Raw genomic sequence first — 22,608 nt, forward strand, 5'->3', positions numbered from 1 at the left:
CCTTTTTAATTCATGCCATCAAGGCAGCGCTGAAATTATGCGCTTTCCTTCGGCGTCAGGACCTGGCGACCGCGATACATACCGGTCTTCAGATCGATATGGTGCGGACGGCGCAGTTCGCCGGAGTTCTTGTCTTCAACATAGGTCGAAGCCTTCAGTGCGTCAGCCGAACGGCGCATACCGCGCTTGGACGGGCTTGTTTTTCTCTTCGGTACAGCCATTTTCGGTACTCCAATTTGCGGACGAAACATATCTACGGCCAGCCAGGCGGCCGAAATAGACATGCATCAATTTCGGAATTTGGCCGGGCTTGTACATGACTTATCGGGCTTTGACCAGTCCCTTCCAGCATTTTTTGCCCGCAGCAGCTGATTCAGCATATCGGAACCGATCGAGGTTCAATCCTCGTCTTCCGGCACGGTCCATGTTTCCTGCAGCGCCGCCTCTTCCCACTTCTTCCAGGCAGGCAAGCCTTTCATGATAGCCATATAGTCCTTTGTGTCGGCATTGGTAGCGATATCGTATCGCTCGAGGCGGCTGATGACGGGCGCAAACATCGCGTCTGCCCCAGAAAACGCTCCGAACAGGAAAGGACCGCCGGAGCGGGACCGCGCCTCGCGCCAGATTGTCTCGATGCGTGCCACATCCTCCATGACCCCTTCCAGCCGGTCGGGGCGGCTCACCGGACGGCGCATGTTCATCGGGCATGCATTACGCAGAGCACTGAAACCCGACAGCATCTCCATGCTGTAGGACCGTGCCAGCGCTCGCGCCTGCCGATCCCTGGGCAGCAGGCCGGCATCGGGGAAAAGCTCGGCCACATATTCGATGATGGCAAGCGATTCCCAGACTTTGAAGCCGCCATGCACCAGCATCGGTACTTTGCCCGTCGGCGAAACCTCGCGAATGTCGGGATTGCCGGCCGGAAAATCGAAGGGGATCAGAACCTCTTCGAAGGCGATGCCGCAACCCTCCAGCGCGATCCATGGCCGAAACGACCAGGAGGAATAGTTCTTGTTGCCGATATAAAGGATCAGCTTGTCCATGATCCCTGCTCCCTTGTTAGCTCCGGAATTCCAAGACGCGAAGTTCCTCGAAATGGTTCATATCATCGAACGAGCAGAAGGCCGGTGGCCGCAGCTCAAGAACGGGCACCTCGGCACGAAGCTCGGCCGCTACCTCGTCCAGCATCGCCTGCCAGCGCGGCAGCGCCTCATCGGCCAGCCGCTCGATGACATAGGTGAAGGTAATGTGAAAGGCATAGGTGTCGTGATCGGGATGGCGATAACCGAGGAGATCGGCCAGCGCATTGCGCCATTCCCGCATCGTCTTGCGGTCCGCTTCAGTTGCGCCATCGACCAAGAGGCCGCTCGGTCGCGCCTTTATCACCGCCACCTTGAACGGATCGCGCATGGAGAAGGCCTTTAGCCGCTCACGCATGATCTCGGTCATCTCGTCGATCGGCGTATCGAGCGCAAGATCTGCAGGCCAATGAGGCTGCGTGCGTCGATATTCGATGACGCCCTGGAACAGCGTCATATGAAGGCTGGAAACCGGCGTGAAGGTAAATTGCCGGGCTTCCGGCATCTCCAGGTACTTCTGCCTTGCCACTACCATGGCACGCTGTGTTTGCGAGCCCTCAGGCACATGGCAGACGATCGTATTGCCAGGCTCGTACTGGAAGACCCCGGAAAGATCGTAGCGCGTACCGAGATGGCGCGGCGGCTCAGGATGCAGGCTCTTGGCATATTGCAGCAGCTCGGGGGAAAAGGCGGAGAAGTCCATGGCATGTCCGATCGTCGTTGGCAGATCATCCGCCCTTAGGTCATAGCCAAGAATGGCAGATGACAACAAGCCGATCGAACGACAAGTTCTGATCTCAATCATAAAGGCATTTGATGTATTCGTCGGCATTCCTCGCACGCCGCTGGATCAGTGAGGCGAGCTGGCTGAGGCCGCGCCCCGGCTTGCTCGCCACCCGATCGATCGGATTGGGGAGCGAGACCGCAAGAAGAGCGGCCTGGCGCGCAGTGAGCTTGGAAGCGGGCACCTTGAAATGATACCGCGCCGCCGCCTCGATGCCGTATATGCCGGGGCCCCACTCGGCGACATTCAGATAGATTTCCATCATCCGGCGCTTCGGCCAGACGAAGGAGGCCGAAACCGCAAGCGGCAGCTCCAGCGTCTTGCGCACGAAGGAACGGCTGTTCCAGAGAAACAGGTTCTTCACCGTCTGCATCGGGATGGTGCTGCCGCCGCGCGTGGATTTGCCCTGGAGCGTCTCCTGGACCAGCATCCGCATCTCGCCCCAATCGACCCCGCCATGGAAGCAGAACTGCCCGTCCTCGGAAACCAGGACCGATTTCACCAGCACCGGCGCTATCTGGTCGAGCGGAACCCAGCGGCGATCATATCCCTGAAACGTGACCACATCGCGCAGCATCAGGGTCGAGACCGGGTGTACGAACGGCAATACGTAGAGGAGGATGAAGAGATAGGGCAGCAGCAACAAGCCGATCAGGATGAGGACGATGCGTTGCCAAAGCGGACGGTCCTTGAAGCGCGCAAACAACGAGGACCGTTGCGGCATATCGGCTTCCTCCTCATTGTCCGTCGATATGTCCAATTGCCTGACGTCCACAATCGCTCCATCCCGGAACACTCTTCACGCATCCGGGAAACGCTCAGAATGCTGCAATCGTCATACCGTCTACACAAAGCGATGACCAGAGTGCGACGCAATTCCCCAACCGGCTGTTGACAATTCTCGTTGCCAGCCATCGCCTCTCATGCCAAACAGCGGCCATGGACAGCACCCATTCCTCATTCGAACAGCGCCTCAGGGACAATGCCGGCAAGATCGAGGCGACGTTGAGCCGGCTTCTCGGCGATGCCAGCCTCAGCGACGAGATCGTTCGTCCCGTCCGGCTTCTGAGCGCGATGCGCCATGGCGTGCTGAATGGCGGCAAGCGGCTGAGACCCTTTCTCGTCATGGAGTCATCAGCGCTTCTCGACGGCAATGCGGATGCCGCCCTGAGGGTCGGCGCAGCCCTCGAATGCGTACATTGCTATTCGCTTGTCCACGACGACCTGCCTGCCATGGACGACGACGACCTGCGTCGCGGCCAGCCGACCGTGCATATCGCCTTCGACTACGCGACAGCGATCCTGGCGGGCGACAGCCTGCTGACCTACGCCTTCGATATCATAGCCGCACCCGAAACGGAGTTGCCGGCCGATCGGAAAATGGCGCTCGTGCTTGCGCTCGCGCGAGCATCCGGCATCGGCGGCATGGCCGGCGGCCAGGCACTCGACCTCGCGGCGGAAAAAGAGACGCCGGACGAAAACGGCATCACGACGCTGCAGGCGATGAAGACAGGTGCGCTGATCCGCTGCGCTTGCGAGGCAGGCGCGATCATCGCCGGCGCCGGCGTGGAAGACCGAAGGCGACTGCGGACCTTCGGCGAAAAGATCGGCCTCGCCTTCCAACTTGCCGACGACCTGCTCGACCTGACAGCCGATGCCGCCACCATGGGCAAGGCAACGGGCAAGGATGCCGCCCGCGGCAAGGGCACGCTGGTGGGCCTGCACGGCCAGGAATGGGCCGAGACGACGCTCGCAAGGCTGGTCACCGAAGCGGCCGATCTGCTGTCCGGTTACGGCGACAAGGCGCATGTGCTTGTCGAAACAGCGCGGTTCGTGGCGAACCGCAGGAACTGAACTCTCTCGGACGCAGCGGCCTGCCTTGCACCAGAGCACCCCGTTGCAGGGGCCTTTCGAAACAGCCCAATGTCACCATGACAAGAATCTCCGCAGCGGAGGGTGATTTTCGCTGCGCTTTATGACAAATTCCCCTACCGAATTGGCCCGCAGACGCGGAATTGTCCGCGCCAGCCAAGGCCCCCCGGGAATTTTCTCCATGCGCGAGACGCTTGCCTATCTGCCGCAGATCCTGCCGGCCTATATCGCCTATATCATCGCCGTCGTCAGTCCCGGCCCGGCGATCATGGCCATCATCGGCACATCGATGACGCACGGCCGCAAGGCGGGCATGACCCTCTCGCTCGGCATCTTCGGTGGCTCGCTGACCTGGGCGATCGCCGCTGCTGCCGGCCTCGCCACCCTGCTCCAGACCTACGCGATGGCGCTGGAGGTGCTGAAGATCTTCGGCGGCATCTATCTGCTCTATCTTGCCTACAAGGCATTTCGCGCCGTGCGGGTAAGCGGCGACGTGCCAACCGCCACCATGGAAACAAAGGCACCGACCTTCAAGTCGCTGGTCCTGCGCGGCTACGGCATCCACGTCACCAATCCGAAAGCGATCTTCGCCTGGCTCGCCATCATCGCGCTCGGCATGCCGCAGGGCGCTCCCGCCTCCGTGGCGGTGCTGATCATCATCGTCTGTGGCGCCACAGGTTTCGTGGCGTTCATGGGCTATGCGATGCTGTTCTCGACGCCGCATGCGCTGAAGATCTACAGGAACGCGCGCCGCTGGATCGAAGGCGCCATGGCCGGCTTCTATTGCTTCGCCGGCATCAAGCTGCTGACGAGCAATATCTAGCGTGAGGGCGGCGGATCACTCCGCCGCGACGCTCTTCTGGCCGAACCGCTTCTCGATATAGTCGGCAACCAGCGCTTCGAAGTCCGAAGCGATGTTCGGGCCGCGCAGCGTCATGGCCTTCTGGCCGTCGATGAAGACCGGGGCTGCCGGCGTTTCGCCGGTGCCTGGCAGGGAAATACCGATGTCGGCGTGCTTGCTTTCGCCGGGACCGTTGACGATACAGCCCATGACGGCGACGTTCAGCGCCTCGACGCCCGGATATTTCTCGCGCCAGACCGGCATGTTCTTGCGAATGTCGTTCTGGATGTTCTGCGCCAGTTCCTGGAAGACGGTCGAGGTCGTTCGGCCGCAGCCGGGACAAGCCGCGACGACGGGTATGAACTGGCGGAAACCCATGACCTGCAGCAGCTCCTGCGCCACCTGCACCTCGCGGGTACGGTCGCCATTCGGCTCCGGTGTCAGCGACACGCGGATCGTATCGCCGATGCCGTGCTGCAGCACATAGCCCATGGCGGCCGACGAGGCGACGATGCCCTTGCTGCCCATGCCGGCCTCGGTGAGGCCGAGATGCAGCGCATGGTCGGAATGCTCCGACAGCATGGAATAGACGGCGATCAGATCCTGCACCTGGCTGACCTTGGCCGACAGGATGATGCGGTTGCGCGGCAGGCCGATTTCCTCGGCGAGATCGGCAGAGATCAGCGCCGACTGCACGATCGTCTCGCGCGTCACCTGGCGGGCCGACAACGGCGAACCCTCGGCGGCGTTCTTGTCCATCAGCGCGGTCAAGAGATCCTGATCGAGCGAACCCCAGTTGACGCCGATGCGCACCGGCTTGTCGTAGCGGATCGCCATCTCGATGATCTCGGCGAACTGCTTGTCCTTCTTGTCCTTGAAGCCGACATTGCCGGGATTGATGCGATATTTCGCCAGCGCCTCGGCGCAGGCCGGATGATCGGCGAGCAGCTTGTGGCCGATATAATGGAAATCGCCGATCAGCGGCACGTCCATGCCGAGCCGCAGCAGCCGCTCGCGGATCTTCGGCACGGCGGCCGCACTTTCGTCGCGGTCGACGGTGATGCGCACGAGCTCCGAGCCGGCCTTGAACAGGGCCGCCACCTGCGCCACGGTCGAATCGACGTCGGCGGTATCGGTATTGGTCATGGATTGTACGACCACGGGCGCACCGCCACCGACGATCACACCGCCGACATCGACGGCAACGGAGGAACGGCGCGGTTTCGGGTCGAAATCACTGGCAGACGACATGGATAGCTCTCGCAGGCCTTTGAAACTGGTGCCTTTCAGGTGGATCACGGAGCGGTCGTTGTCAACCGCTCCGGGTATCTCTTTTGATCGGACAGGATCAGGCCGATAGCGAGCAAAAGCGACAAAATTAATGCTTGCTGTCACCGATACCGTCAGCGTAGCGCGCCAGCGACGACAGCGCCAGCACGACGAGCAGCAGCACCGGCAGCGCCATCAGCACCGGCGAGAATCCGATGTGTTCGGCGGCAAAGCCGATGGCCGAAGGCGCAACCAGCATGCCGGAATAGCCGAGCGTGGTAACGACGGAGATTGCGATGCCGGGCTGCAGGCCCGGAATATTGCCCGCCGCGGAGAAGGCGATCGGCACCATGTTCGAAATGCCGATGCCGCAAAGCGCGAAGCCGAGAATGGCGATCTCCGCATTCGGCGCCAGCGCCGCCGTCAGCATGCCGACGATGGCAGAGATCGTGCAGACGCGCAGCGTCCTCACCGCACCGAGCCGATCACGCACGAAATCGCCGGCGAAGCGCATCGTTGCCATGGTGGCGGAAAAAGCGGCGAAGCCGAAGCCCGACAAGATGACCGATGCTCCCTTTTCCTGGCCGAGATAGAGCGCGCTCCAATCGAGCACGGCACCCTCCGGCACCATGCAGAACAGCGCGACGATGCCGAGCAGCCACGGCAGCGGGATCATCGGCAGCCGCGCCTTCGGCTTGGCCTCGTCCGGATGCGGCTGATCGCCGAGCACCATTGGCCAGGCGACGACCAGGAAGAAGATTGCCAGCACGGTCGAAACCTCAGCATGGCCGAGAACGCCCCAATGCGAAATCAGGAAGCCGCCGATCGCCGAGCCCAGCAGACCGCCCAGGCTCCAGAAGGCATGGCAGGACGACATGATCGCCCGGCGCATGGATTGCTCGACCGATACGGCATTGGCGTTCATCGCCACGTCCATGGCGCCGATGAAGCCGCCGAAGAAGAACAGCGCAACGGCCGCCGTCCAAACATTTGGTGCCAACGTCAGAGCCAGGAGCATCGGTACCAGCAGCACCCCGAACGCCCTGACGACGACCCTCGAACCGCGAACGGCGATCTGCGCGCCGGCCAGCGGCATCATGACAAGCGAGCCGACGCCGAAGACCAGGATCATCAGGCCGAGTTCGAATTTAGACAGTTGCAGCCGCTCGGCGAACTCCGGAATTTTCGGTGCCCAACAGCCGACCATGAAGCCATTCATCAAGAACAGCAGGGAGACGGCCGCGCGCGATTTTGTGAAAAACCCGCTCCTTCGCGCCTCAAGACCCTCCGATCTCGTCATATTGTCCATAAAAAATCCTCCGGATCGGTGCCGCACTCTATTTAAATCGATTGAAATCGCAACGATTGAAAACGGCCGACACGGTCACATTTCGTCTCCCTCTGTTAAAGCGGAGGCAAAGACGCCACAACCTCGAATAAATCATTCATATGTGCACGGCATTGGCAAAATGTCCTATTGACGGCGAAAAAGTAGGCTCCTATCGGTTGAGGCCTGAAAGATTCTTCAGTCGGCCCGAGTCGACCATTTTTTGTCGGCCATCCCTTTGGTGCTTCCGTGAAAAACCCCATCAGCTATGGCATCCTGCTTACGGTGTTTGCCTACATGCTGTTCACTGCCCATGATTCGGCTGTGAAGCTGCTCGTCGCCTCCATTCCGGTCTGGCAGGTCCTGTTCATTCGAAGCTGCACCATCCTTGCCGGCTGCTTCGTCTTCGAAGGCCCGTCGCTGGTCCGCAAGGTGGCGCGCTCGCCGATCATCAAGCCGATGATCGTGCGCAGCATCATCATCCTGATTGCCTGGATTTCCTATTATTCGGCGGCCTCCTACCTGCAGCTCGCGGAGGTGACGACGCTTTACTATGCCGCACCGATCGTCGGCACCATTCTCGCCACCATCGTGCTGCGCGAAAAGGTCACCTTCGCCCGCTGGATGGCGGTGGGCGTCGGCTTCTGCGGCGTGGTAATCGCCTCCAATCCCGTGGGACTGTCGATCTCCTGGCCGGTCTATCTGGCCCTCCAGGCCGCCATCCTCTGGGCAAGCGGCATGGTGCTGCTGCGCAAGACGGCGCTGCATGAGAAGAGCCATATCCAGATGGCCGTCTCCAACATCATGTTCATCATCCTCACCGCCGGCATGGCGATTGCGCACTGGCACACGCCGACGCCGTTCCAGATCGTCCTGCTTGCGCTGACCGGCGTCATCGCCGGCGCAGGCCAGCTGGCCCTCTTCGAAGGCATGCGGCAGGCGCCCGTCTCCGTGCTTGCACCCTTCGAATATACGTCTCTCGTCTGGGCCTTCCTGCTCGGCTACCTGATATGGGGAGACATCCCCGGCGCCAACACCTTCATCGGCGCCATCCTGATCCTCAGCGCCGGGTTCATCATCATTATCAGCGAACGGATGAAGCGGCGCGCCGCGGCGGCCTGAGGCGGATCCAGGCTGGCCGAAGGGATGATTACGCCGCCTGCCGGCGCGTAACCACGCTGAGATTCATTTCGGTGCGCAAGCGGAAACCAAGCGCCTTGTAGAGCGAGATGGCCGGAGTATTCGCCGCAAAGGCATGCAGGTAGACGGTCTCGTCCCTCGCCGAGATCTCGCCGGCAACGAAGCGGAAGAGCAGGGTGCCGAGGCCCCGCCCCTGAAAATCGGGATGGGTGCAAAGGCCGCTGAGCTCGGCAAAACCGGGCTGGCGCATGCGCTGACCGGCCATGGCAACGAGCCGGCCATCGATCTTGACACCCCAAAAGGTGCCGAGGCTCTGGGCGCGCAACGTGAAGGGACCGGGCTTGGTCAATGTGGCCAAAGCGAGCATCTCCGCTGCATCGCCTTCCGTCAGCGGCGCGATCCGGCTGTCTGAGATGCGCTCATGGGGCCGTTCGGCGATCATCTGCACGAGCCTGCTTTCGGAGAGGACCGTCAAGCCCTGCGGGATCGTGATTGGGCAGGCTTCGACGAGCGCCATGACCTCGTCGGCGGCAGGCAGGTTCTCCAATGCCTCAAGGCTTTCCGCCGTATCATCGGCAGCGGCCGCGAAGGGCACGATCGAGGGCGGATAGCGGCGGGCGCGTTCACTGCCTTCGGCCAATGTCGCATGGGCGGTTCGCAGCGCATTCCAGGCCGGCCGGTCGAGAATATGACTCATGATTTCTGCTCCTTATCGACACCTCGACGGGCAAGCGGCGCTTCGGCAAGCCCGTCCTCGATCGCGGCGAGCTGTTGCAGGATCGGTCCGGAGAGATCGCCGCAAAGCTCGGTCACCGCCTGTTCGATGCGCGGCCAGACCGATCGTTTCGAATAATCGACGAGTTCCCGGCCCTTTGGCGTCAGCGAAACCAGCCTTCGGCGCTGATCCTCGGCCGAGGCCTGCATGTCGACGTAACCCAGCTCCAGAAGCTGCGAGATGGTGCGCGTGGCACCCGGCTGGGTGATGCCGACGGCCTGGGCAAGTTCGCCTATCGTCATCGGGCCGGCGCGGTCGATCGCCGCGAGGAAGGGATATTGGGCCGACTGGAGGGAGACGCCGAACTCCACCATGATCTGCTGCGTATCCGCCTGAAGGCGTTCGCCGATACGGCGAAAGCGGCTGCCCAGGCAAAGGAAACCCAGCGATTTCACGATATCCTCAGCCAAGGTGTCCTCCATAACAATTTACATAACTTGTTATATAAACTGTTATGGAATTGATATCAAGCGCCTCTTCGGGTTGGGATGGCGAGCAGTTTCATGTGGGAAGCCGGGCAAGGACTTGTCCAGGCGAAGTCGCAGCCGCAGGGCTCAACGAACGCGACGACGAGCTCACTCCAGAGGAATTCTGTGATACTCCGCAGCTGCGAAGCCGGTTCGAGATCAATATCCGCCGCGGGCCAAATCCGCTATTGCCGGCACCCGCCAGGCGCAAGCCAGGGAGCGCCTCGCAAGAGATCCCTTCAACCGCCGCCAGATAGCCGGGATTTTATTCCGCCTGAACGACAGGCTGCCCGATAGGTTTCGAACGCCTCATCAGAAAAGCCTGCATCGGTCGCTCAAAAAACTTCAGAAGCATCACAGAGATCCCAATCGTGCAAAGCGTAACCAGGACCAATATTCCCGTCACAAAGGATATGGAAAAGTGGTCGCCCAGCAATTTGATCGGAAGCTGCAATGTGTAGGGGTGTATGAGGTAAAGCGAGTAGGAAGCGTCGCCTAGGAGAACCAGGGTAGCCAATATTTTTCCGGCAGGCAGCCGCATGAGCAGGAAGCCCGAGACCAGAAGGACAGCCAACAGGCTCGAGGCGAAAATATTGGGGCCGGCGAGTGTCGTGATGAGGAAATGGGCTCCGCACGCTAAAATAACCAGAGCAACCGCGACGGTATTCGATCCACTCCTGAAGGCGCTGGACGCGGAGTATGCTTTGTGAAGCATCATGCCGAGAGCGAACTCGATCAATATCGGACTTGTGTAGAAACGCCATTCGACAGACCCGTGCGGCCAGATCGCACCCAGTGCCACCAGGGATAGGACGATTGCGCAGGCATACCATGTCGCCTTGGCGCCAAACAGCAGGCAGGCACCGAAAATCATGTAGAAAAACATCTCGTAACAGAGCGTCCAACCCAGAAACAGGATCGGCTGTATCGCGCCTCCGCTTTTCTCATAAGGGATGAAAAGAAGAGATTTAACCACAGTCTCCACGCTCACGATCGTCGAGTTGAGCAGGTTGGGCTTCACAAGCGCAATCAAGATAATCGCGAACGTCAGCAGCCAGTAGAGCGGAACGATTCTGGAAAGTCGCTTGCGTGCGAAATAAGCAACCCCACGTGCCGGATCGGAGGAGTAGCTGATGATAAATCCACTCAGAACGAAGAAAACGTCGACGCCGGCTGCGCCCATGCCAAGATAGTTGCGATCGAGATGATATTGTATCGTGAGACCGCTTCCGAAATGGAAGAGAACGACCGCGAAAGCCGCCGCGAACCGAAGTACCTGGAGAGATTCAAAATGCTTCGAGTTTGATTGCCGAATTGACAGTACGCGTTCGTTAATCATGAAGGCCCCGATCCGCTTTGATTGCCTGTTCCAACACTGTTGCCATTGCCGCATTGGTGCTGCGGCTTGGATGCCAATCGCATCCGAAATCTGTCGGTTTGACCCGCAAGTTCAGATAGCGCAGACGATTTTCGCCTTTCGCGGCGCTCGTCTGGACGGCGAGTTCAATTGCTTTCTCCGCCACGTCGAAATCCTTCTGGGACATCATCGGACCGAGTGCGGCGTATAGATACGCCTTCGGAAATTGATGCCTCAGCCTGGCGACGAGCTTGACGTATTCATCGACAAAATCGCTGGGATTCTTGTTGCCCGAGAAGTCGTTCGTTCCCAAATTGATAACCACCGCGGAAACGCGTTCATTGGGAGCGCTGGGTGCGCCATGTCTCAACGGCGTCACGTTATCCATCACGTCAGCCATGGTTTTCGTGCCTTTGCCGGCATGCGAAAGACCGATTCCCGAAACCGCGAGCGTCGTCAGTTCCATTCCCAGACTACGCGCTGCTACGGCGGTATATGTCAGGTATTGATTTTCCGTCTCGGGGCTGAATTTGCATCCGGGGCCGACGCCCTCGACGCCATAGCCGGCGGTGATGGAGTCCCCTATGGCCACCAGTTCATCCCTCGGGGCTGACGGTGGGAGAAATGAACCGTCCGTTTCCGCCGAAACGAATATGGTATCGCCAATCCATCCCTCGGTGCGGCGCGTCGCGCGAACATCATGGACGCCTTGCTGCAACCCGTCGGCAAGCTGGTATTGGTGCTTCCCCGCCTGCAGATCGAGGCGCTGGGGAACGCCATCCACTTCGATCACCAGACTGTTTTTTCCGGTATCAACGAGCGTGACGGAGAGCGATCTGCCTTCGAAACGAAGCGCGAAACCGCTGCCAGGCCAGCCAAAAGCTGCGTCATCAGCAGCAACGCGGCCGATCCATTTCGATGGCCGCTCAGTCGTTTCCGCCGCAAAGGCCGGCATGAAAGTAGACAAACCCAGAAGGAAAGACGCAGCCACGACAACAAGCCTAGTAACCGGCCAAGGCCGCCAGCACGCAATGATGGGCAATTCGTCACCTCTTCGGGCTGTGTCAGATCAATTCCTGCACTTCACTTCGTAGTAGAAACGCATTTCGATTGCCGCCGGCGTCTCCCGGCAAGCCGCCAGGAGACATTCATGGCGCACGCCCTGCGTGAACGATGCCGCACCAAACAACAATCACATGACGCAACGGGCAACATTGAGAGAAATGGAGCAACACCGGGAGAAGTAGGGCAACATTCAGAATTGTCACCATGCTGCACTGCCACATCAGTCAGCAATTATCGACGGAGACGGAAGCCTCGGCTCTCCTGACGGCTAGATCGGCTGTTCTTTGAGAAAAATATTCGCAATTGCCCAATCGTTTCGCAGTTTTCTACGCTTCCGTGATGCAATTTTTCTGCGATGTATGCGACATTGATTGAAACCGCTCTCAAGAAACGGAAGAAAATTATGAACTGGTTGAAGACTGTTGCTGCCGCCGCCCTCGTGCAGGCTGCGTTTCTCCTGCCCGCCCATGCCGGCGACAACCTCAAGGCGATCCAGACCGCCGGCGTGCTGAAGGTCGGCACGGAAGGCACCTATGCGCCCTTCACCTATCACGACGAGAGCGGCAAGCTCACCGGCTTCGATGTCGAGATCGCCGAAGCCATCGCCGGCAAGCTCGGCGTCAAGGCGCAGTTCCTGGAAGGCAAGTGGGACGGCCTGATCGCCGGTCTCGACGCCAACCGCTACGACACGGTCATCAACGAAGTTGGCATCACCGATGCCCGCAAGCAGAAATATGATTTCTCCGATCCCTACATTGCCTCGAAAGCCGTGCTGATCGTCAAGGAAGGCAATAAGGACATCAAGGATTTCGCCGACCTCAAGGGCAAGAAATCAGCGCAGTCGCTGACCAGCAATTTCGGCAAGCTCGCCCAGCAGTCCGGCGCCGAACTGGTCGGCACCGACGGCTTCGACCAGTCGATCCAGCTCGTGCTGACAGGCCGCGCCGACGCGACGATCAATGACAGCCTCTCCTTCCTCGATTTCAAGAAGCACAAGCCCGACGCGCCGGTGAAGATCGTCGCCCAGCAGGCCAATGCCGATTATTCCGCCGCCATCATCCGCAAGGGCGAGCCGGAGCTGCAGGCTGCCATCAACAAGGCACTGGCCGATATCAAGGCCGACGGCACCTATACCAAGATCTCGCAGAAGTACTTCGGACAGGACGTTTCGAAGTAAGTGGGAATAGGCAGAAACACCAATTTGTGAAAAAGATGCGTCCGGGGTCATCTCCGGACGCATTCTCTTATCGAAAGGCGCTTCTCCTTGGAGCACTGGTTGCAACTGATGTGGGACTCTTTGGGCTCGCTGCTTTGGGCAGGGCTCGTCTTTACTATCCCGCTCACCCTCATCACCTTCGTTCTCGGCCTGCTGCTCGGGCTCGTCACCGCCGTTGTCAGGCTGTTCGGCCCGCGGCCGTTGGTCGCCGTCGCGCGCTTCTACGTCTGGGTGATCCGCGGCACGCCGCTTCTGGTGCAGCTCTTTGTCATCTTCTACGGCCTGCCAAGCCTCGGCATCCTGCTCGATGCCTTCCCGGCCGCCATCATCGGCTTCACGCTGAACGTCGGCGCCTATTCGTCCGAGATCATCCGCGCCGTCATCTCCTCGGTGCCCAAGGGCCAGTGGGAAGCGGCCTATTCCATCGGCATGAACTGGCGCCAGGCGATGAGCCGCACCATCCTGCCGCAGGCCGCCCGCGTCGCCGTGCCGCCACTGTCGAACACCTTCATCTCGCTCGTCAAGGATACCTCGCTTGCCGCCGCGATCACCGTGCCGGAACTGTTCCAGGCCGCGCAGCGCATCGTGGCGACGACCTATGAGCCGTTGATCCTCTATATCGAGGCCGCCATCATCTATCTCGTGCTCAGCACGTTCCTCTCGACGCTGCAGGGCTATCTCGAACGCCGTTTCGCCCGCTCCGGCGGCACGCTGGAGGCGCAGACATGATCGAGCTGTCGCATATCGAAAAACGCTTCGGCGACAATGTCATCCTGAAAGATATCAGCCTGCTGATCCCGGAAGGCACCGTGACGGCCCTGGTCGGCCCCTCTGGCGGCGGCAAGAGCACGCTTCTGCGCTGCATCAACCTTCTGGAAATTCCGACTGCCGGCACCATCCGCATCGGCGGGGAAACGGCCACCTTCCTGCCGGGCAAGAGGCCCGCTTGGCAGGAGATCCAGAAAATCCGCCGCCAGACCGGCATGGTCTTCCAGAATTTTCAGCTCTTTCCGCACCAGACAGCGATCCAGAACGTCATGGAGGGCCTGACGACCGTGCTGCGCTGGCCGGCGGACAAGGCCCGCGCCCGCGCCGTCGAACTGCTGACCAAGGTCGGCATGGCGCACAAGATGGATGCGTGGCCCTCGACGCTGTCGGGCGGGCAGCAGCAGCGCGTCGCGATCGCCCGGGCGCTTGCGCCCTCGCCGCGCGTGCTGCTCTGCGACGAGCCGACCTCGGCGCTCGATCCGGAACTCGCAGCCGAAGTGGTCGATGTCCTCGGCAAGCTCGCCAACGAAGGCACAACCATGGTCATGGCGACACATGATCTGCGGCTTGCCTCGAAGATCGCCAACAATGTGGTTTTCCTCGAGGCGGGCAACATCGTCGAGACAGGTTCCTCCCGCAGCATCTTCGGCTCACCGTCGCAGGAGCGCACCAAGCAGTTCATCTCGACGCTGAATGCCGGTCACAGCTACGATATTTGAGGATCGGACCGCTCGCCGGAGGCAACGAGAGTGACGCAACCCTTTTTTCTGCGCGCGGCGACCGCTGACGATGCCGAGACCATTCGCCTGCTGACGCGGGAAGCCTATGCCAAATGGGTGCCCATCATCGGTCGCGAGCCGCTGCCGATGGTTGCGGACTATGCGGAGGCCGTTCGCAAGCACCGCATCGACCTCGTGGAGATCGAAGGCAGGCCTGCCGCGCTGATCGAAATGGTTCCCGGCGCCGACCATCTGCTGATCGAGAATGTCGCAGTATCGCCGGCACATCAGGGGCAGGGCATCGGCCGCAGGCTGCTGGCGCACGCCGAGGATGTCGCGGCCTCGCTGGGACACAGGGAAATCCGGCTCTATACCAACAAGCTTTTTGCCGAAAATGTGCGGCTCTATCTGAAGAATGGCTATGCGATCGACCGTGAGGAGGCGTTCAAGGGCGGCTTCATCGTCCATATGCGCAAATCGGTCGGATAGCGTGCGGCAAGCCGCAACGAGCCGGGTGTTTTACACCGGCGCGATCTGGTAGCCTTCGGAGGCACGCCGCACGCGGCCGAAGCCGGTGATATGGCCGCCGGCGATGATCCAGCCTTCGCGGGCGGCATCTTCCAGCACGGCTTGACGCGTTCGCAACGCCATCTCGGCATCGAGATCGAAGATCAGCCCGATCTTCGGATCACCGGGTTGAAGATCCCCCAGATGCAAGGCATCGCCCCAGATCAGGAGATGGTTGTCTTCGCCGCGAACCAGATAACCGGTGTGACCGGGGGTATGGCCCGGCAGAGGCCGCGCCTCTATGCCGGCCAATACAGGGCCTTCCCCGATCCGTCGGACTCGCGACCCATAGACTCGCTGGAGCTGTTCGGCCACCTTGAAGCCGCCGCGCCGCGCCTCCGGTGTTGCCTCCCGAGCGGCCGGATCGGTGAAAAAGGCGAGATCCCTGTCCGGCACGAACACATCGGCATGGGGGAAATACGGGGTGTCTCCATCCAACAGACCGAGCGCATGATCGCCATGCAGATGGGTGATCAATATGTGCTGGACCTGTTCCGGCGTGATTCCCGCCTCACGCAATGCAGATCGCGCGTGACCGTAATTGGGTCCCCACGAAGTTCCCGTACCGGCGTCCACGAGAATGATGCCATCGGCACCCCGCAGGGCGAAACAGTTTACATCCACTCGAAGCGTCGGCTTGCCCCAAGCCTCGATGACACGCTGCCTTGCAACACTGCCATCGGCATGGATGAGCACATCAATCGACGGTTCGAAAACGCCGTCGTGCAGAAGGATGACGTCATATTGCCCGAAACGCCGGAATTTGCTCGTCATCGATACGATTCCACCTCGATATCCAGACTAAAAAAAGGGGCGGAGCCCGAGAGTCGCCCCTTCCCTATTTCATCAGCGACGATCAGGCGCCGTAGACGACCAGCAGGTCCTTGGCATCGATCTGATCGCCGGCGCGCACGAGCACCTCTGCGATGGTGCCGTCCTTCTCCGCATGCAGCGCCGTTTCCATCTTCATGGCCTCGATGGAAACGAGCACATCACCGGCCTTGATGGCCTGGCCGGGGGCCACGAAGACGGTGGAGATGACGCCCGGCATCGGCGCGCCGACATGGGCTGAGTTGCCCGCTTCCGCCTTGCGGCGGATGGCGCTGCCGGAAGCGCCATGGGCGCGATCCGGCACCTTGATGCGGCGCGGCTGGCCGTTGAGCTCGAAGAACACCGTCACCATGCCCTTGTCGTCGGTCGTCGTCATCGCCTGGTTGACGACGACGAGCGTCTTGCCGCGTTCGATCTCGGCGAACAGCTCTCCGCCTTCTTTCAGCCCATAGAAATAGGCTGGTGTCGGCAGCACGGAAACGGGGCCGTAGGTGTCGGCGGCCAACGCATAGTCGGTAAAGACCTTCGGATACATCAGATAGGAGGCAAACTCGAAGTCATCGACCTTGCGCTCCAGCTTGGTCTCGATCGCCTTGCGCTCGGCATCGAGATCAGCTTCGGCCAGCAGCGAGCCCGGACGTACAGTATAGGGCTTGTCGCCTTTCAGCGCCTTCTTTTGCAATGCTTGCGGCCATCCGGACGGCGGCTGCCCGAGATCGCCCTTCAGCATGGAGACGACGGATTCAGGGAAGGAGACTTCCCGATCCGGGCTGACGACGTCGGCAACCGTCAGATCCTGGCTCACCATCATCAGCGCCATGTCGCCGACCACCTTGGAAGACGGCGTCACCTTGACGATATCCCCGAACATCTGGTTGGCATCGGCATAGGCCTGCGCCACCTGATGCCAGCGGGTCTCGAGGCCAAGCGAGCGGGCTTGTTCCTTGAGGTTGGTGAATTGTCCGCCCGGCATTTCATGCAGGTAGACTTCGGAAGCCGGTCCCTTGAGGTCGCTTTCGAAGGCAGCATACTGATTGCGCACAGCCTCCCAATAGAAGGAGATGCGGCGGATCCATTCGGGATCGAGGCCGGGATCGCGCTCCGTGCCCTTCAGCGCCTCGACGATCGAGCCGAGGCAGGGCTGCGATGTATTGCCTGACAGTGCATCCATTGCCGCATCGACCGCGTCGACGCCGGCGTCGACGGCGGCCAGCACCGTCGCAGCGGCAATGCCTGACGTGTCATGCGTGTGGAAGTGGATCGGCAGGCCGGTCGCCTCGCGCAGCGCCTTGAACAGCACCTTGGCGGCAGCCGGCTTCAACAGGCCGGCCATGTCCTTCAGCGCGATGATATGAGCGCCGGCCTTTTCCAGCTCGACGGCGAGATCGGTATAGTACTTGAGGTCATATTTCGGGCGGGCGGAGTTGAGGATATCGCCCGTGTAGCAGATCGCCGCCTCGCAAAGCTTGTTCTCCTCGGCAACGGCATCCATCGACACGCGCATGTTCTCCACCCAGTTCAGGCAGTCGAACACACGGAAGAGATCAACGCCGCCCTTGGCCGCCTGGCGTACGAAGTATTTGACGACATTGTCGGGATAGTTGGTGTAGCCGACGCCGTTGGCGCCGCGCAGAAGCATCTGCAAAAGCAGGTTCGGCGCACCCTCGCGGATCAACGACAGGCGCTCCCACGGATCCTCGGTGAGGAAGCGCATCGAAACGTCGAAGGTGGCGCCGCCCCAGCATTCCAGCGACAGCAGCTGCGGCAGCGCCCGCGCATAAGTGCCGGCGACATGGGCGATGTCATAGGTGCGCATGCGGGTGGCGAGCAGCGACTGATGGCCGTCGCGCATCGTCGTGTCGGTCATCAGCACGCGCTTTTCATTGCGCATCCATTCGGCGAACTTCTGCGGACCGAGCTTGTCCAGCAGCTGCTTGGTGCCGTCAGGCACCTTGCCGTCGATATAGGGCAAGACCGGCTCTGCCGCCTTCGGCGAGGGCGTCGGGCGGCCGCGCGTTTCGGGATGGCCGTTGACGGTGACGTCGGCAAGATAGGTAAGCAGCTTGGTCGCTCGATCCTGGCGCTTGACCTGCTGGAACAGTTCCGGCGTCGTGTCGATGAAGCGGGTCGTATAGCTGTTGTCGCGGAATTTCGGGTGGGTGATGATCGCTTCGAGGAAGGTCAGGTTCGTCGCCACGCCGCGGATGCGGAATTCACGTAGCGCACGATCCATGCGGGCGATCGTCTCTGCAGGCGTAGACGCCCAGGCCGTCACCTTGACCAGCAGAGGATCGTAGAAACGGGTGATGATGGCGCCGGAATAGGCCGTGCCGCCGTCGAGACGGATGCCGAAGCCGGCGGCCGAGCGATAGGCTGTTATGCGGCCATAATCCGGAATGAAGTTGTGCTCGGGATCCTCGGTCGTCACGCGGCACTGCAGGGCATGGCCGTTGAGGCGGATATCCGCCTGCTTCGGAACGCCCGATTCCGGCGTGCCGATGGCAAAGCCGTCGAGGATATGGATCTGCGCCTTGACGATGTCGATGCCGGTGACGACTTCGGTCACCGTATGCTCGACCTGGATGCGCGGGTTGACTTCGATGAAGTAGAACTTGCCGGTATCGGCATCCATCAGATATTCGACGGTGCCGGCGCCGACATAGCTGGTCGCGCCGGCGATCTTCAGCGAATAGGTAGCCAACTCCTGGCGCTGCGCGTCGGTGAGGTAAGGCGCCGGCGCGCGCTCGACGACCTTCTGGTTGCGGCGCTGGACCGAACAGTCGCGCTCGAACAGGTGAACGACATTGCCGTGCGTGTCGCCAAGCACCTGGCTTTCGACGTGGCGGGCACGCTCGACCAGCTTTTCGAGATAGACCTCGTCCTTGCCGAAAGCGGCCATTGCCTCGCGCTTGGCTTCCGTTACCTCCTTGGCGAGATCCTTGGGATCGCGGATGGCGCGCATGCCGCGACCGCCGCCGCCCCAGGAGGCCTTGAGCATCACCGGATAACCGATCTCCTCGGCCATCTTCGCGACTTCGGCCATATCATCAGGCAGCGGCTCGGTGGCGGGCACGACCGGCACGCCGACCGAGATGGCGAGGTTGCGGGCTGCCACCTTGTTGCCAAGCTGGCGCATCGTATCGGCCCTCGGACCGATGAAGATGATGCCGGCGGCATCGCAGGCGTCGACAAATTCCGGGCTTTCCGACAGCAGGCCGTAGCCGGGGTGAATGGCGTCGGCGCCGGAAAGCTTGGCGACGCGGATGATCTCGTCGATCGACAGATAGCTTTCGATCGGACCGAGGTCGCGGGCCAGATGCGGGCCGCGGCCAACCTGATAGCTCTCGTCCGCCTTGAAGCGGTGCAATGCCAGCTTGTCTTCCTCGGCCCAGATGGCGACTGTTTTTATGCCGAGCTCGTTGGCGGCGCGAAAGACGCGGATGGCGATCTCGGAACGGTTGGCAACCAGGATTTTGGAAATGGGCAATGCAGTCTCCTCACGGCATCGAAACGGGCAATGCTGCACCCGCGAAGAGAATTCTTAACTTCTTGTCACGAGAAGTTCAATTACGGAATAAGTCCGTTTCTGAAAGCAATCGCGACGATATGCTGCCGGTTCCGGGCCTTCAGCTTGTCCTGGATGCTGTTCGTGTACCAGTCGACGGTATGGTTCGAGATTTTCAGAAGCTTGCTGATCTCGATCGACGTCATGCCTTCGGCGAGGTGATTCAGAACTTCCATTTCGCGCTTGGTCAGATTGATGTCGCCCTTGGCGGCTTCTTCCAGCGATTGGGCCTCGTCGCGCAGCTCCAGAAGCCTCCAGAACGCCTTTCTTGCCACGGCATCGAAAAGGGAAAGCTCCGTCGGCGACAGGTCCACGGCATCGCCGCCGATCGTCATGCTTCCAAGCAGGCCGTTGCGTCCGTGAATAGGGAAGATATAGCCGTCGACGAGCCCGTTGGCGCGGGCATCCGCCATCATCTGCTCCATCCGCCGCCGCAGAGGGTCTCCCTTCAGCGCAATCATGGCATCGCGCCAACGGAAGGGCCGCTGCGCCCGGCCGAGATGGCGCGCCACCGGGTCGACGAGCAGATATCTCTTGCTGGCGTAAGTCCGCGGCCAATTATCGGGCCAACGACCCGCAAGTATGAAGTTGGCAATATCGACATTCGGCCGCGGCTGCCTCAACAGGCCATAGAAGTCGAACTTGTAGGAGCGGAGCACCAGCTCGAGTTCGACCACGACATTCTTGGTAAGCTTGCATTCTTCGATGACCACAAGCAATTGCAATAACGAATGGATAGTCACATGCACCCCTTGGCTTTACAGCCCGAATTGTTGGCGGCCGGACATTGCGGTCGATATCCGCTTAAGCCCGCAACCCGCTCGATCGCCGGCAACATACTCAGCTCGGCACAAAATTGAACGCCTTTGGCGAAATTTTTATCTTTCAATCTGGAATGGATATATTTGCGCGACGCAACAGCGTGGTGGCGAAACCATTCTCAAATTGTCACATTTCTGCGGCGACCGATAGCGTCACCTTCGCGCGAGTGCGCGCGGCACGTGAAAATTCCCGTGAAAAAACAGCGTTGGATTCCGTTAATCGCCGGTTCAGGTAGCGATATGTAGCATCGCAACATTCCTAGTTCTGCTTATGCACAGAGGGTGCCCAACGTGTCGCTGTTCAAAGTCTATGCAAGAGCCCTGAAGTATCTTGGCGCGTATCGCTACCGCGTCTGGATGGTCGTGATCGCAAACATCGCGTTGGCGATGACGACCATTTACGAACCGGTTCTGTTCGGCCGCATCTTCGACGCCATTGCCAAGAAACAGGCAGTGACGCCGACCATGATGCTGTGGGCCGGCTTTGCCGTCTTCAGCGCTGTCGCCTTCATCGTCGTGTCCCGCGAGGCGGATCGTCTCGCGCATGGACGCCGCGCGTCCTTGTTGACCGAGGCCTTCAGCCGCATCATTTCCATGCCGCTCTCCTGGCACAGCCAGCGCGGCACGGCGAGTGCGCTGAACACGCTGCTGCGCGCCTGCGAAGCGCTGTTCGGTCTGTGGCTCGAATTCATGCGCAACCACCTGACGACGGCGGTAGCGCTCGTCGTCATGGTCCCGACTGCCATGGCTATGGACCTGCGCCTCTCGGCAGTGCTCATCCTGCTCGGTATCTTCTACTGGGTCATCGGCCAGATGGTCATGAACCGCACGAAGGACGGCCAGACTTCGGTCGAAAGCCACTATAACACGGTCTTCTCGCATGTCAGCGACTCGATCAGCAACGTTTCGGTGCTGCATAGCTACAACCGCATCGAAGCCGAAACCAAGGCGCTGAAGTCGTTCACCGAACGTCTGCTTGCCGCCCAGTATCCGGTTCTCGACTGGTGGGCGCTTGCCGGCGCGCTGAACCGCACTGCCTCGACCGTTGCCATGATGGCGATCTTGATGATCGGCACCGTGCTCGTCCAGGACGGCAGCCTGAGCCTCGGCGCGCTGATCACCTTCATCGCCTTCGCCAACGTGCTGATCGGCCGTCTGGAACAGCTGCGCAACTTCGCCAACCAGATTTTCGAGGCACGCGCCAAGCTGATTGACTTCTATACGCTGGAAGATTCGGTTCGCGAACGCGAAGAGCCGGCTGGCCTGGCCGAAATCAAGGACGTGAAGGGCGAAGTCGAGTTCCGCAACGTTTCCTTCGGCTTTGCAAGCACCTCCCAGGGCCTGCACGACATCTCCTTCAAGGTGAAGGCCGGACAGACCGTTGCCATCGTCGGTCCGACCGGCGCCGGCAAGACGACGCTCGTCAACCTGCTGCAGCGCGTCTTCGACCCGCAGGGCGGCCAGATCCTGGTCGATGGCCAGGACATCACCAAGGTGACGCGCCGGTCGCTGCGCCGCTACATCGCCACCGTCTTCCAGGACGCCGGGCTGCTGAACCGCTCGATCAGCGACAACATCCGCCTCGGCCGTGAAGGCGCGACCCAGGAAGAGATGATCCGCGCTGCCCAGGCGGCTGCCGCCAACGACTTCATCGAAACCCGCGAAAGCGGCTACGAAACCCGTGTCGGCGAGCGTGGCAACAAGCTTTCCGGTGGCGAGCGCCAGCGTATCGCGATCGCTCGCGCCATCCTGAAGGACGCACCGATCCTCGTGCTCGACGAAGCCACGAGCGCGCTCGACGTCGAAACGGAGAACAGGGTCAAGGCGGCGATCGACAACCTGCGCCAGAACCGCACGACCTTCATCATCGCCCACCGTCTGTCGACGGTACGCGAGGCCGATATCGTCCTCTTCCTCGACAACGGCCGCGTCATCGAGAACGGCAGCTTCAGCGAGCTCAGCCAGAGTAACGGTCGCTTTGCCGCCCTGCTGCGCGCCAGCGGCATCCTGACGGACGAGGAAGTCCGCAAGGCGCACACGACGGAACACGAAGCCGCCTGATATTCGCAAGGGGCCCAAGATCGAAGCCGGGAGAGCAGTGCTCTCCCGGCTTTTTGCTGCCGAACTTCCGGCCGGACGACG

At 60.8% G+C, this 22,608-nt stretch carries 21 protein-coding genes; 8 read left to right on the forward strand and 13 right to left on the reverse strand.

Translation table 11 applies throughout. The features are described from left to right. Positions 1-35: 35 nt before the first annotated feature. From rpmF to mtgA, 4 genes are all read right to left on the reverse strand, one after another. Positions 36-221 (reverse strand): 50S ribosomal protein L32, encoded by a 186-nt coding sequence (gene rpmF / locus AB8B29_RS16280; protein ID WP_006724402.1) that lies wholly within the window; start codon positions 219-221, stop codon positions 36-38. 177 nt (positions 222-398) lie between these two features. After that, the gene (locus tag AB8B29_RS16285) at positions 399-1,046 is read right to left on the reverse strand and encodes a glutathione S-transferase family protein (RefSeq protein ID WP_047554289.1); all 648 of its coding nucleotides are present in this window, start codon (positions 1,044-1,046) and stop codon (positions 399-401) included. Positions 1,047-1,062: 16 nt separating this feature from the next. Beyond that, positions 1,063-1,785, reverse strand: coding sequence for a DUF1868 domain-containing protein (locus AB8B29_RS16290; protein WP_113118915.1), 723 nt, complete (start codon positions 1,783-1,785; stop codon positions 1,063-1,065). 94 nt (positions 1,786-1,879) lie between these two features. Continuing rightward, positions 1,880-2,626 (reverse strand): monofunctional biosynthetic peptidoglycan transglycosylase, encoded by a 747-nt coding sequence (mtgA, locus tag AB8B29_RS16295; protein ID WP_047554408.1) that lies wholly within the window; start codon positions 2,624-2,626, stop codon positions 1,880-1,882. Positions 2,627-2,805: 179 nt separating this feature from the next. Here mtgA and AB8B29_RS16300 point away from each other — a divergent pair, with 179 nt between their 5' ends. Further along, the gene (locus AB8B29_RS16300; RefSeq protein ID WP_113118907.1) at positions 2,806-3,720 is read left to right on the forward strand and encodes a polyprenyl synthetase family protein; all 915 of its coding nucleotides are present in this window, start codon (positions 2,806-2,808) and stop codon (positions 3,718-3,720) included. 199 nt (positions 3,721-3,919) lie between these two features. Then, complete coding sequence (locus tag AB8B29_RS16305) at positions 3,920-4,561, forward strand: LysE family translocator (protein WP_113118906.1); 642 nt, start codon at positions 3,920-3,922, stop codon at positions 4,559-4,561. A gap of 15 nt (positions 4,562-4,576) precedes the next feature. Here AB8B29_RS16305 and ispG read toward each other — a convergent pair whose 3' ends face one another. Both ispG and AB8B29_RS16315 read right to left on the reverse strand, forming a co-directional pair. Further along, on the reverse strand, positions 4,577-5,830 hold the full coding sequence (gene ispG, locus AB8B29_RS16310; RefSeq protein ID WP_047637680.1) for a flavodoxin-dependent (E)-4-hydroxy-3-methylbut-2-enyl-diphosphate synthase: 1,254 nt from the start codon (positions 5,828-5,830) through the stop codon (positions 4,577-4,579). 127 nt (positions 5,831-5,957) lie between these two features. After that, on the reverse strand, positions 5,958-7,157 hold the full coding sequence (locus tag AB8B29_RS16315; protein ID WP_113118905.1) for an MFS transporter: 1,200 nt from the start codon (positions 7,155-7,157) through the stop codon (positions 5,958-5,960). Positions 7,158-7,424: 267 nt separating this feature from the next. Between AB8B29_RS16315 and AB8B29_RS16320 the strand changes: the two genes are divergently transcribed. Next, positions 7,425-8,297: a DMT family transporter gene (locus tag AB8B29_RS16320; protein ID WP_037195833.1), complete on the forward strand. Its 873-nt coding sequence runs from the start codon at positions 7,425-7,427 to the stop codon at positions 8,295-8,297. Positions 8,298-8,325: 28 nt separating this feature from the next. Here the strand turns inward: AB8B29_RS16320 and AB8B29_RS16325 are convergent, their stop codons facing one another. The 4 genes from AB8B29_RS16325 to AB8B29_RS16340 form a co-directional block, all read right to left on the reverse strand. Next, entirely contained in the window at positions 8,326-9,012 is a 687-nt protein-coding gene (locus AB8B29_RS16325) for a GNAT family N-acetyltransferase (RefSeq protein WP_047554294.1), read from the reverse strand. Further along, positions 9,009-9,500 carry a MarR family winged helix-turn-helix transcriptional regulator gene (locus AB8B29_RS16330; protein ID WP_037195828.1) on the reverse strand — a complete coding sequence of 164 codons (492 nt, stop codon included), beginning with the start codon at positions 9,498-9,500 and terminating at the stop codon, positions 9,009-9,011. The genes AB8B29_RS16325 and AB8B29_RS16330 overlap by 4 nt, the downstream gene beginning before the upstream one ends. A 322-nt stretch (positions 9,501-9,822) precedes the next feature. Continuing rightward, a complete protein-coding gene (locus AB8B29_RS16335; protein WP_037195825.1) occupies positions 9,823-10,896 on the reverse strand; it encodes an acyltransferase family protein in 1,074 nt (357 codons plus the stop codon). Then, positions 10,889-11,905 (reverse strand): SGNH/GDSL hydrolase family protein, encoded by a 1,017-nt coding sequence (locus AB8B29_RS16340; protein WP_131511887.1) that lies wholly within the window; start codon positions 11,903-11,905, stop codon positions 10,889-10,891. Before AB8B29_RS16340 ends, AB8B29_RS16335 begins: the two co-directional genes overlap by 8 nt. 477 nt (positions 11,906-12,382) lie before the next feature. Here AB8B29_RS16340 and AB8B29_RS16345 point away from each other — a divergent pair, with 477 nt between their 5' ends. From AB8B29_RS16345 to AB8B29_RS16360, 4 genes are all read left to right on the forward strand, one after another. Continuing rightward, positions 12,383-13,156 (forward strand): amino acid ABC transporter substrate-binding protein, encoded by a 774-nt coding sequence (locus AB8B29_RS16345; RefSeq protein WP_047554412.1) that lies wholly within the window; start codon positions 12,383-12,385, stop codon positions 13,154-13,156. 87 nt (positions 13,157-13,243) lie between these two features. Next, positions 13,244-13,924 (forward strand): amino acid ABC transporter permease, encoded by a 681-nt coding sequence (locus AB8B29_RS16350; protein ID WP_113118904.1) that lies wholly within the window; start codon positions 13,244-13,246, stop codon positions 13,922-13,924. Further along, the gene (locus AB8B29_RS16355) at positions 13,921-14,682 is read left to right on the forward strand and encodes an amino acid ABC transporter ATP-binding protein (protein ID WP_047637677.1); all 762 of its coding nucleotides are present in this window, start codon (positions 13,921-13,923) and stop codon (positions 14,680-14,682) included. The genes AB8B29_RS16350 and AB8B29_RS16355 overlap by 4 nt, the downstream gene beginning before the upstream one ends. A 30-nt stretch (positions 14,683-14,712) precedes the next feature. Beyond that, entirely contained in the window at positions 14,713-15,171 is a 459-nt protein-coding gene (locus AB8B29_RS16360; RefSeq protein WP_113118903.1) for a GNAT family N-acetyltransferase, read from the forward strand. Positions 15,172-15,201: 30 nt separating this feature from the next. Here AB8B29_RS16360 and aidB read toward each other — a convergent pair whose 3' ends face one another. The 3 genes from aidB to AB8B29_RS16375 all read right to left on the reverse strand — a co-directional run bounded on the left by aidB (position 15,202) and on the right by AB8B29_RS16375 (position 20,388). Further along, positions 15,202-16,023 (reverse strand): AidB family quorum-quenching N-acyl homoserine lactonase, encoded by an 822-nt coding sequence (gene aidB / locus AB8B29_RS16365; protein WP_113118902.1) that lies wholly within the window; start codon positions 16,021-16,023, stop codon positions 15,202-15,204. A gap of 82 nt (positions 16,024-16,105) precedes the next feature. Next, positions 16,106-19,567: a pyruvate carboxylase gene (gene pyc / locus AB8B29_RS16370; RefSeq protein WP_037195808.1), complete on the reverse strand. Its 3,462-nt coding sequence runs from the start codon at positions 19,565-19,567 to the stop codon at positions 16,106-16,108. 80 nt (positions 19,568-19,647) lie between these two features. Beyond that, complete coding sequence (locus AB8B29_RS16375; RefSeq protein WP_047637921.1) at positions 19,648-20,388, reverse strand: helix-turn-helix transcriptional regulator; 741 nt, start codon at positions 20,386-20,388, stop codon at positions 19,648-19,650. Positions 20,389-20,757: 369 nt separating this feature from the next. Between AB8B29_RS16375 and AB8B29_RS16380 the strand changes: the two genes are divergently transcribed. Beyond that, entirely contained in the window at positions 20,758-22,527 is a 1,770-nt protein-coding gene (locus AB8B29_RS16380) for a glucan ABC transporter ATP-binding protein/ permease (protein ID WP_037196158.1), read from the forward strand. Positions 22,528-22,608: the final 81 nt, after the last annotated feature.

This window comes from Rhizobium sp. 11_C7_N12_5, from assembly GCF_051811145.1.
Lineage (GTDB): Bacteria > Pseudomonadota > Alphaproteobacteria > Rhizobiales > Rhizobiaceae > Rhizobium > Rhizobium lusitanum.

What these genes read in the sequence shown, in the direction of transcription:
- AB8B29_RS16345 (WP_047554412.1), top strand. Translation starts at nt 12,383, where the DNA reads ATGAACTGGTTGAAGACTGTTGCTGCCGCCGCCCTCGTGCAGGCTGCG.
- aidB (WP_113118902.1), bottom strand. Translation starts at nt 16,023, where the DNA reads ATGACGAGCAAATTCCGGCGTTTCGGGCAATATGACGTCATCCTTCTG.
- AB8B29_RS16335 (WP_037195825.1), bottom strand. Translation starts at nt 10,896, where the DNA reads ATGATTAACGAACGCGTACTGTCAATTCGGCAATCAAACTCGAAGCAT.
- AB8B29_RS16355 (WP_047637677.1), top strand. Translation starts at nt 13,921, where the DNA reads ATGATCGAGCTGTCGCATATCGAAAAACGCTTCGGCGACAATGTCATC.
- rpmF (WP_006724402.1), bottom strand. Translation starts at nt 221, where the DNA reads ATGGCTGTACCGAAGAGAAAAACAAGCCCGTCCAAGCGCGGTATGCGC.
- AB8B29_RS16285 (WP_047554289.1), bottom strand. Translation starts at nt 1,046, where the DNA reads ATGGACAAGCTGATCCTTTATATCGGCAACAAGAACTATTCCTCCTGG.
- AB8B29_RS16325 (WP_047554294.1), bottom strand. Translation starts at nt 9,012, where the DNA reads ATGAGTCATATTCTCGACCGGCCGGCCTGGAATGCGCTGCGAACCGCC.
- AB8B29_RS16290 (WP_113118915.1), bottom strand. Translation starts at nt 1,785, where the DNA reads ATGGACTTCTCCGCCTTTTCCCCCGAGCTGCTGCAATATGCCAAGAGC.
- AB8B29_RS16300 (WP_113118907.1), top strand. Translation starts at nt 2,806, where the DNA reads ATGGACAGCACCCATTCCTCATTCGAACAGCGCCTCAGGGACAATGCC.
- AB8B29_RS16305 (WP_113118906.1), top strand. Translation starts at nt 3,920, where the DNA reads ATGCGCGAGACGCTTGCCTATCTGCCGCAGATCCTGCCGGCCTATATC.
- ispG (WP_047637680.1), bottom strand. Translation starts at nt 5,830, where the DNA reads ATGTCGTCTGCCAGTGATTTCGACCCGAAACCGCGCCGTTCCTCCGTT.
- AB8B29_RS16315 (WP_113118905.1), bottom strand. Translation starts at nt 7,157, where the DNA reads ATGGACAATATGACGAGATCGGAGGGTCTTGAGGCGCGAAGGAGCGGG.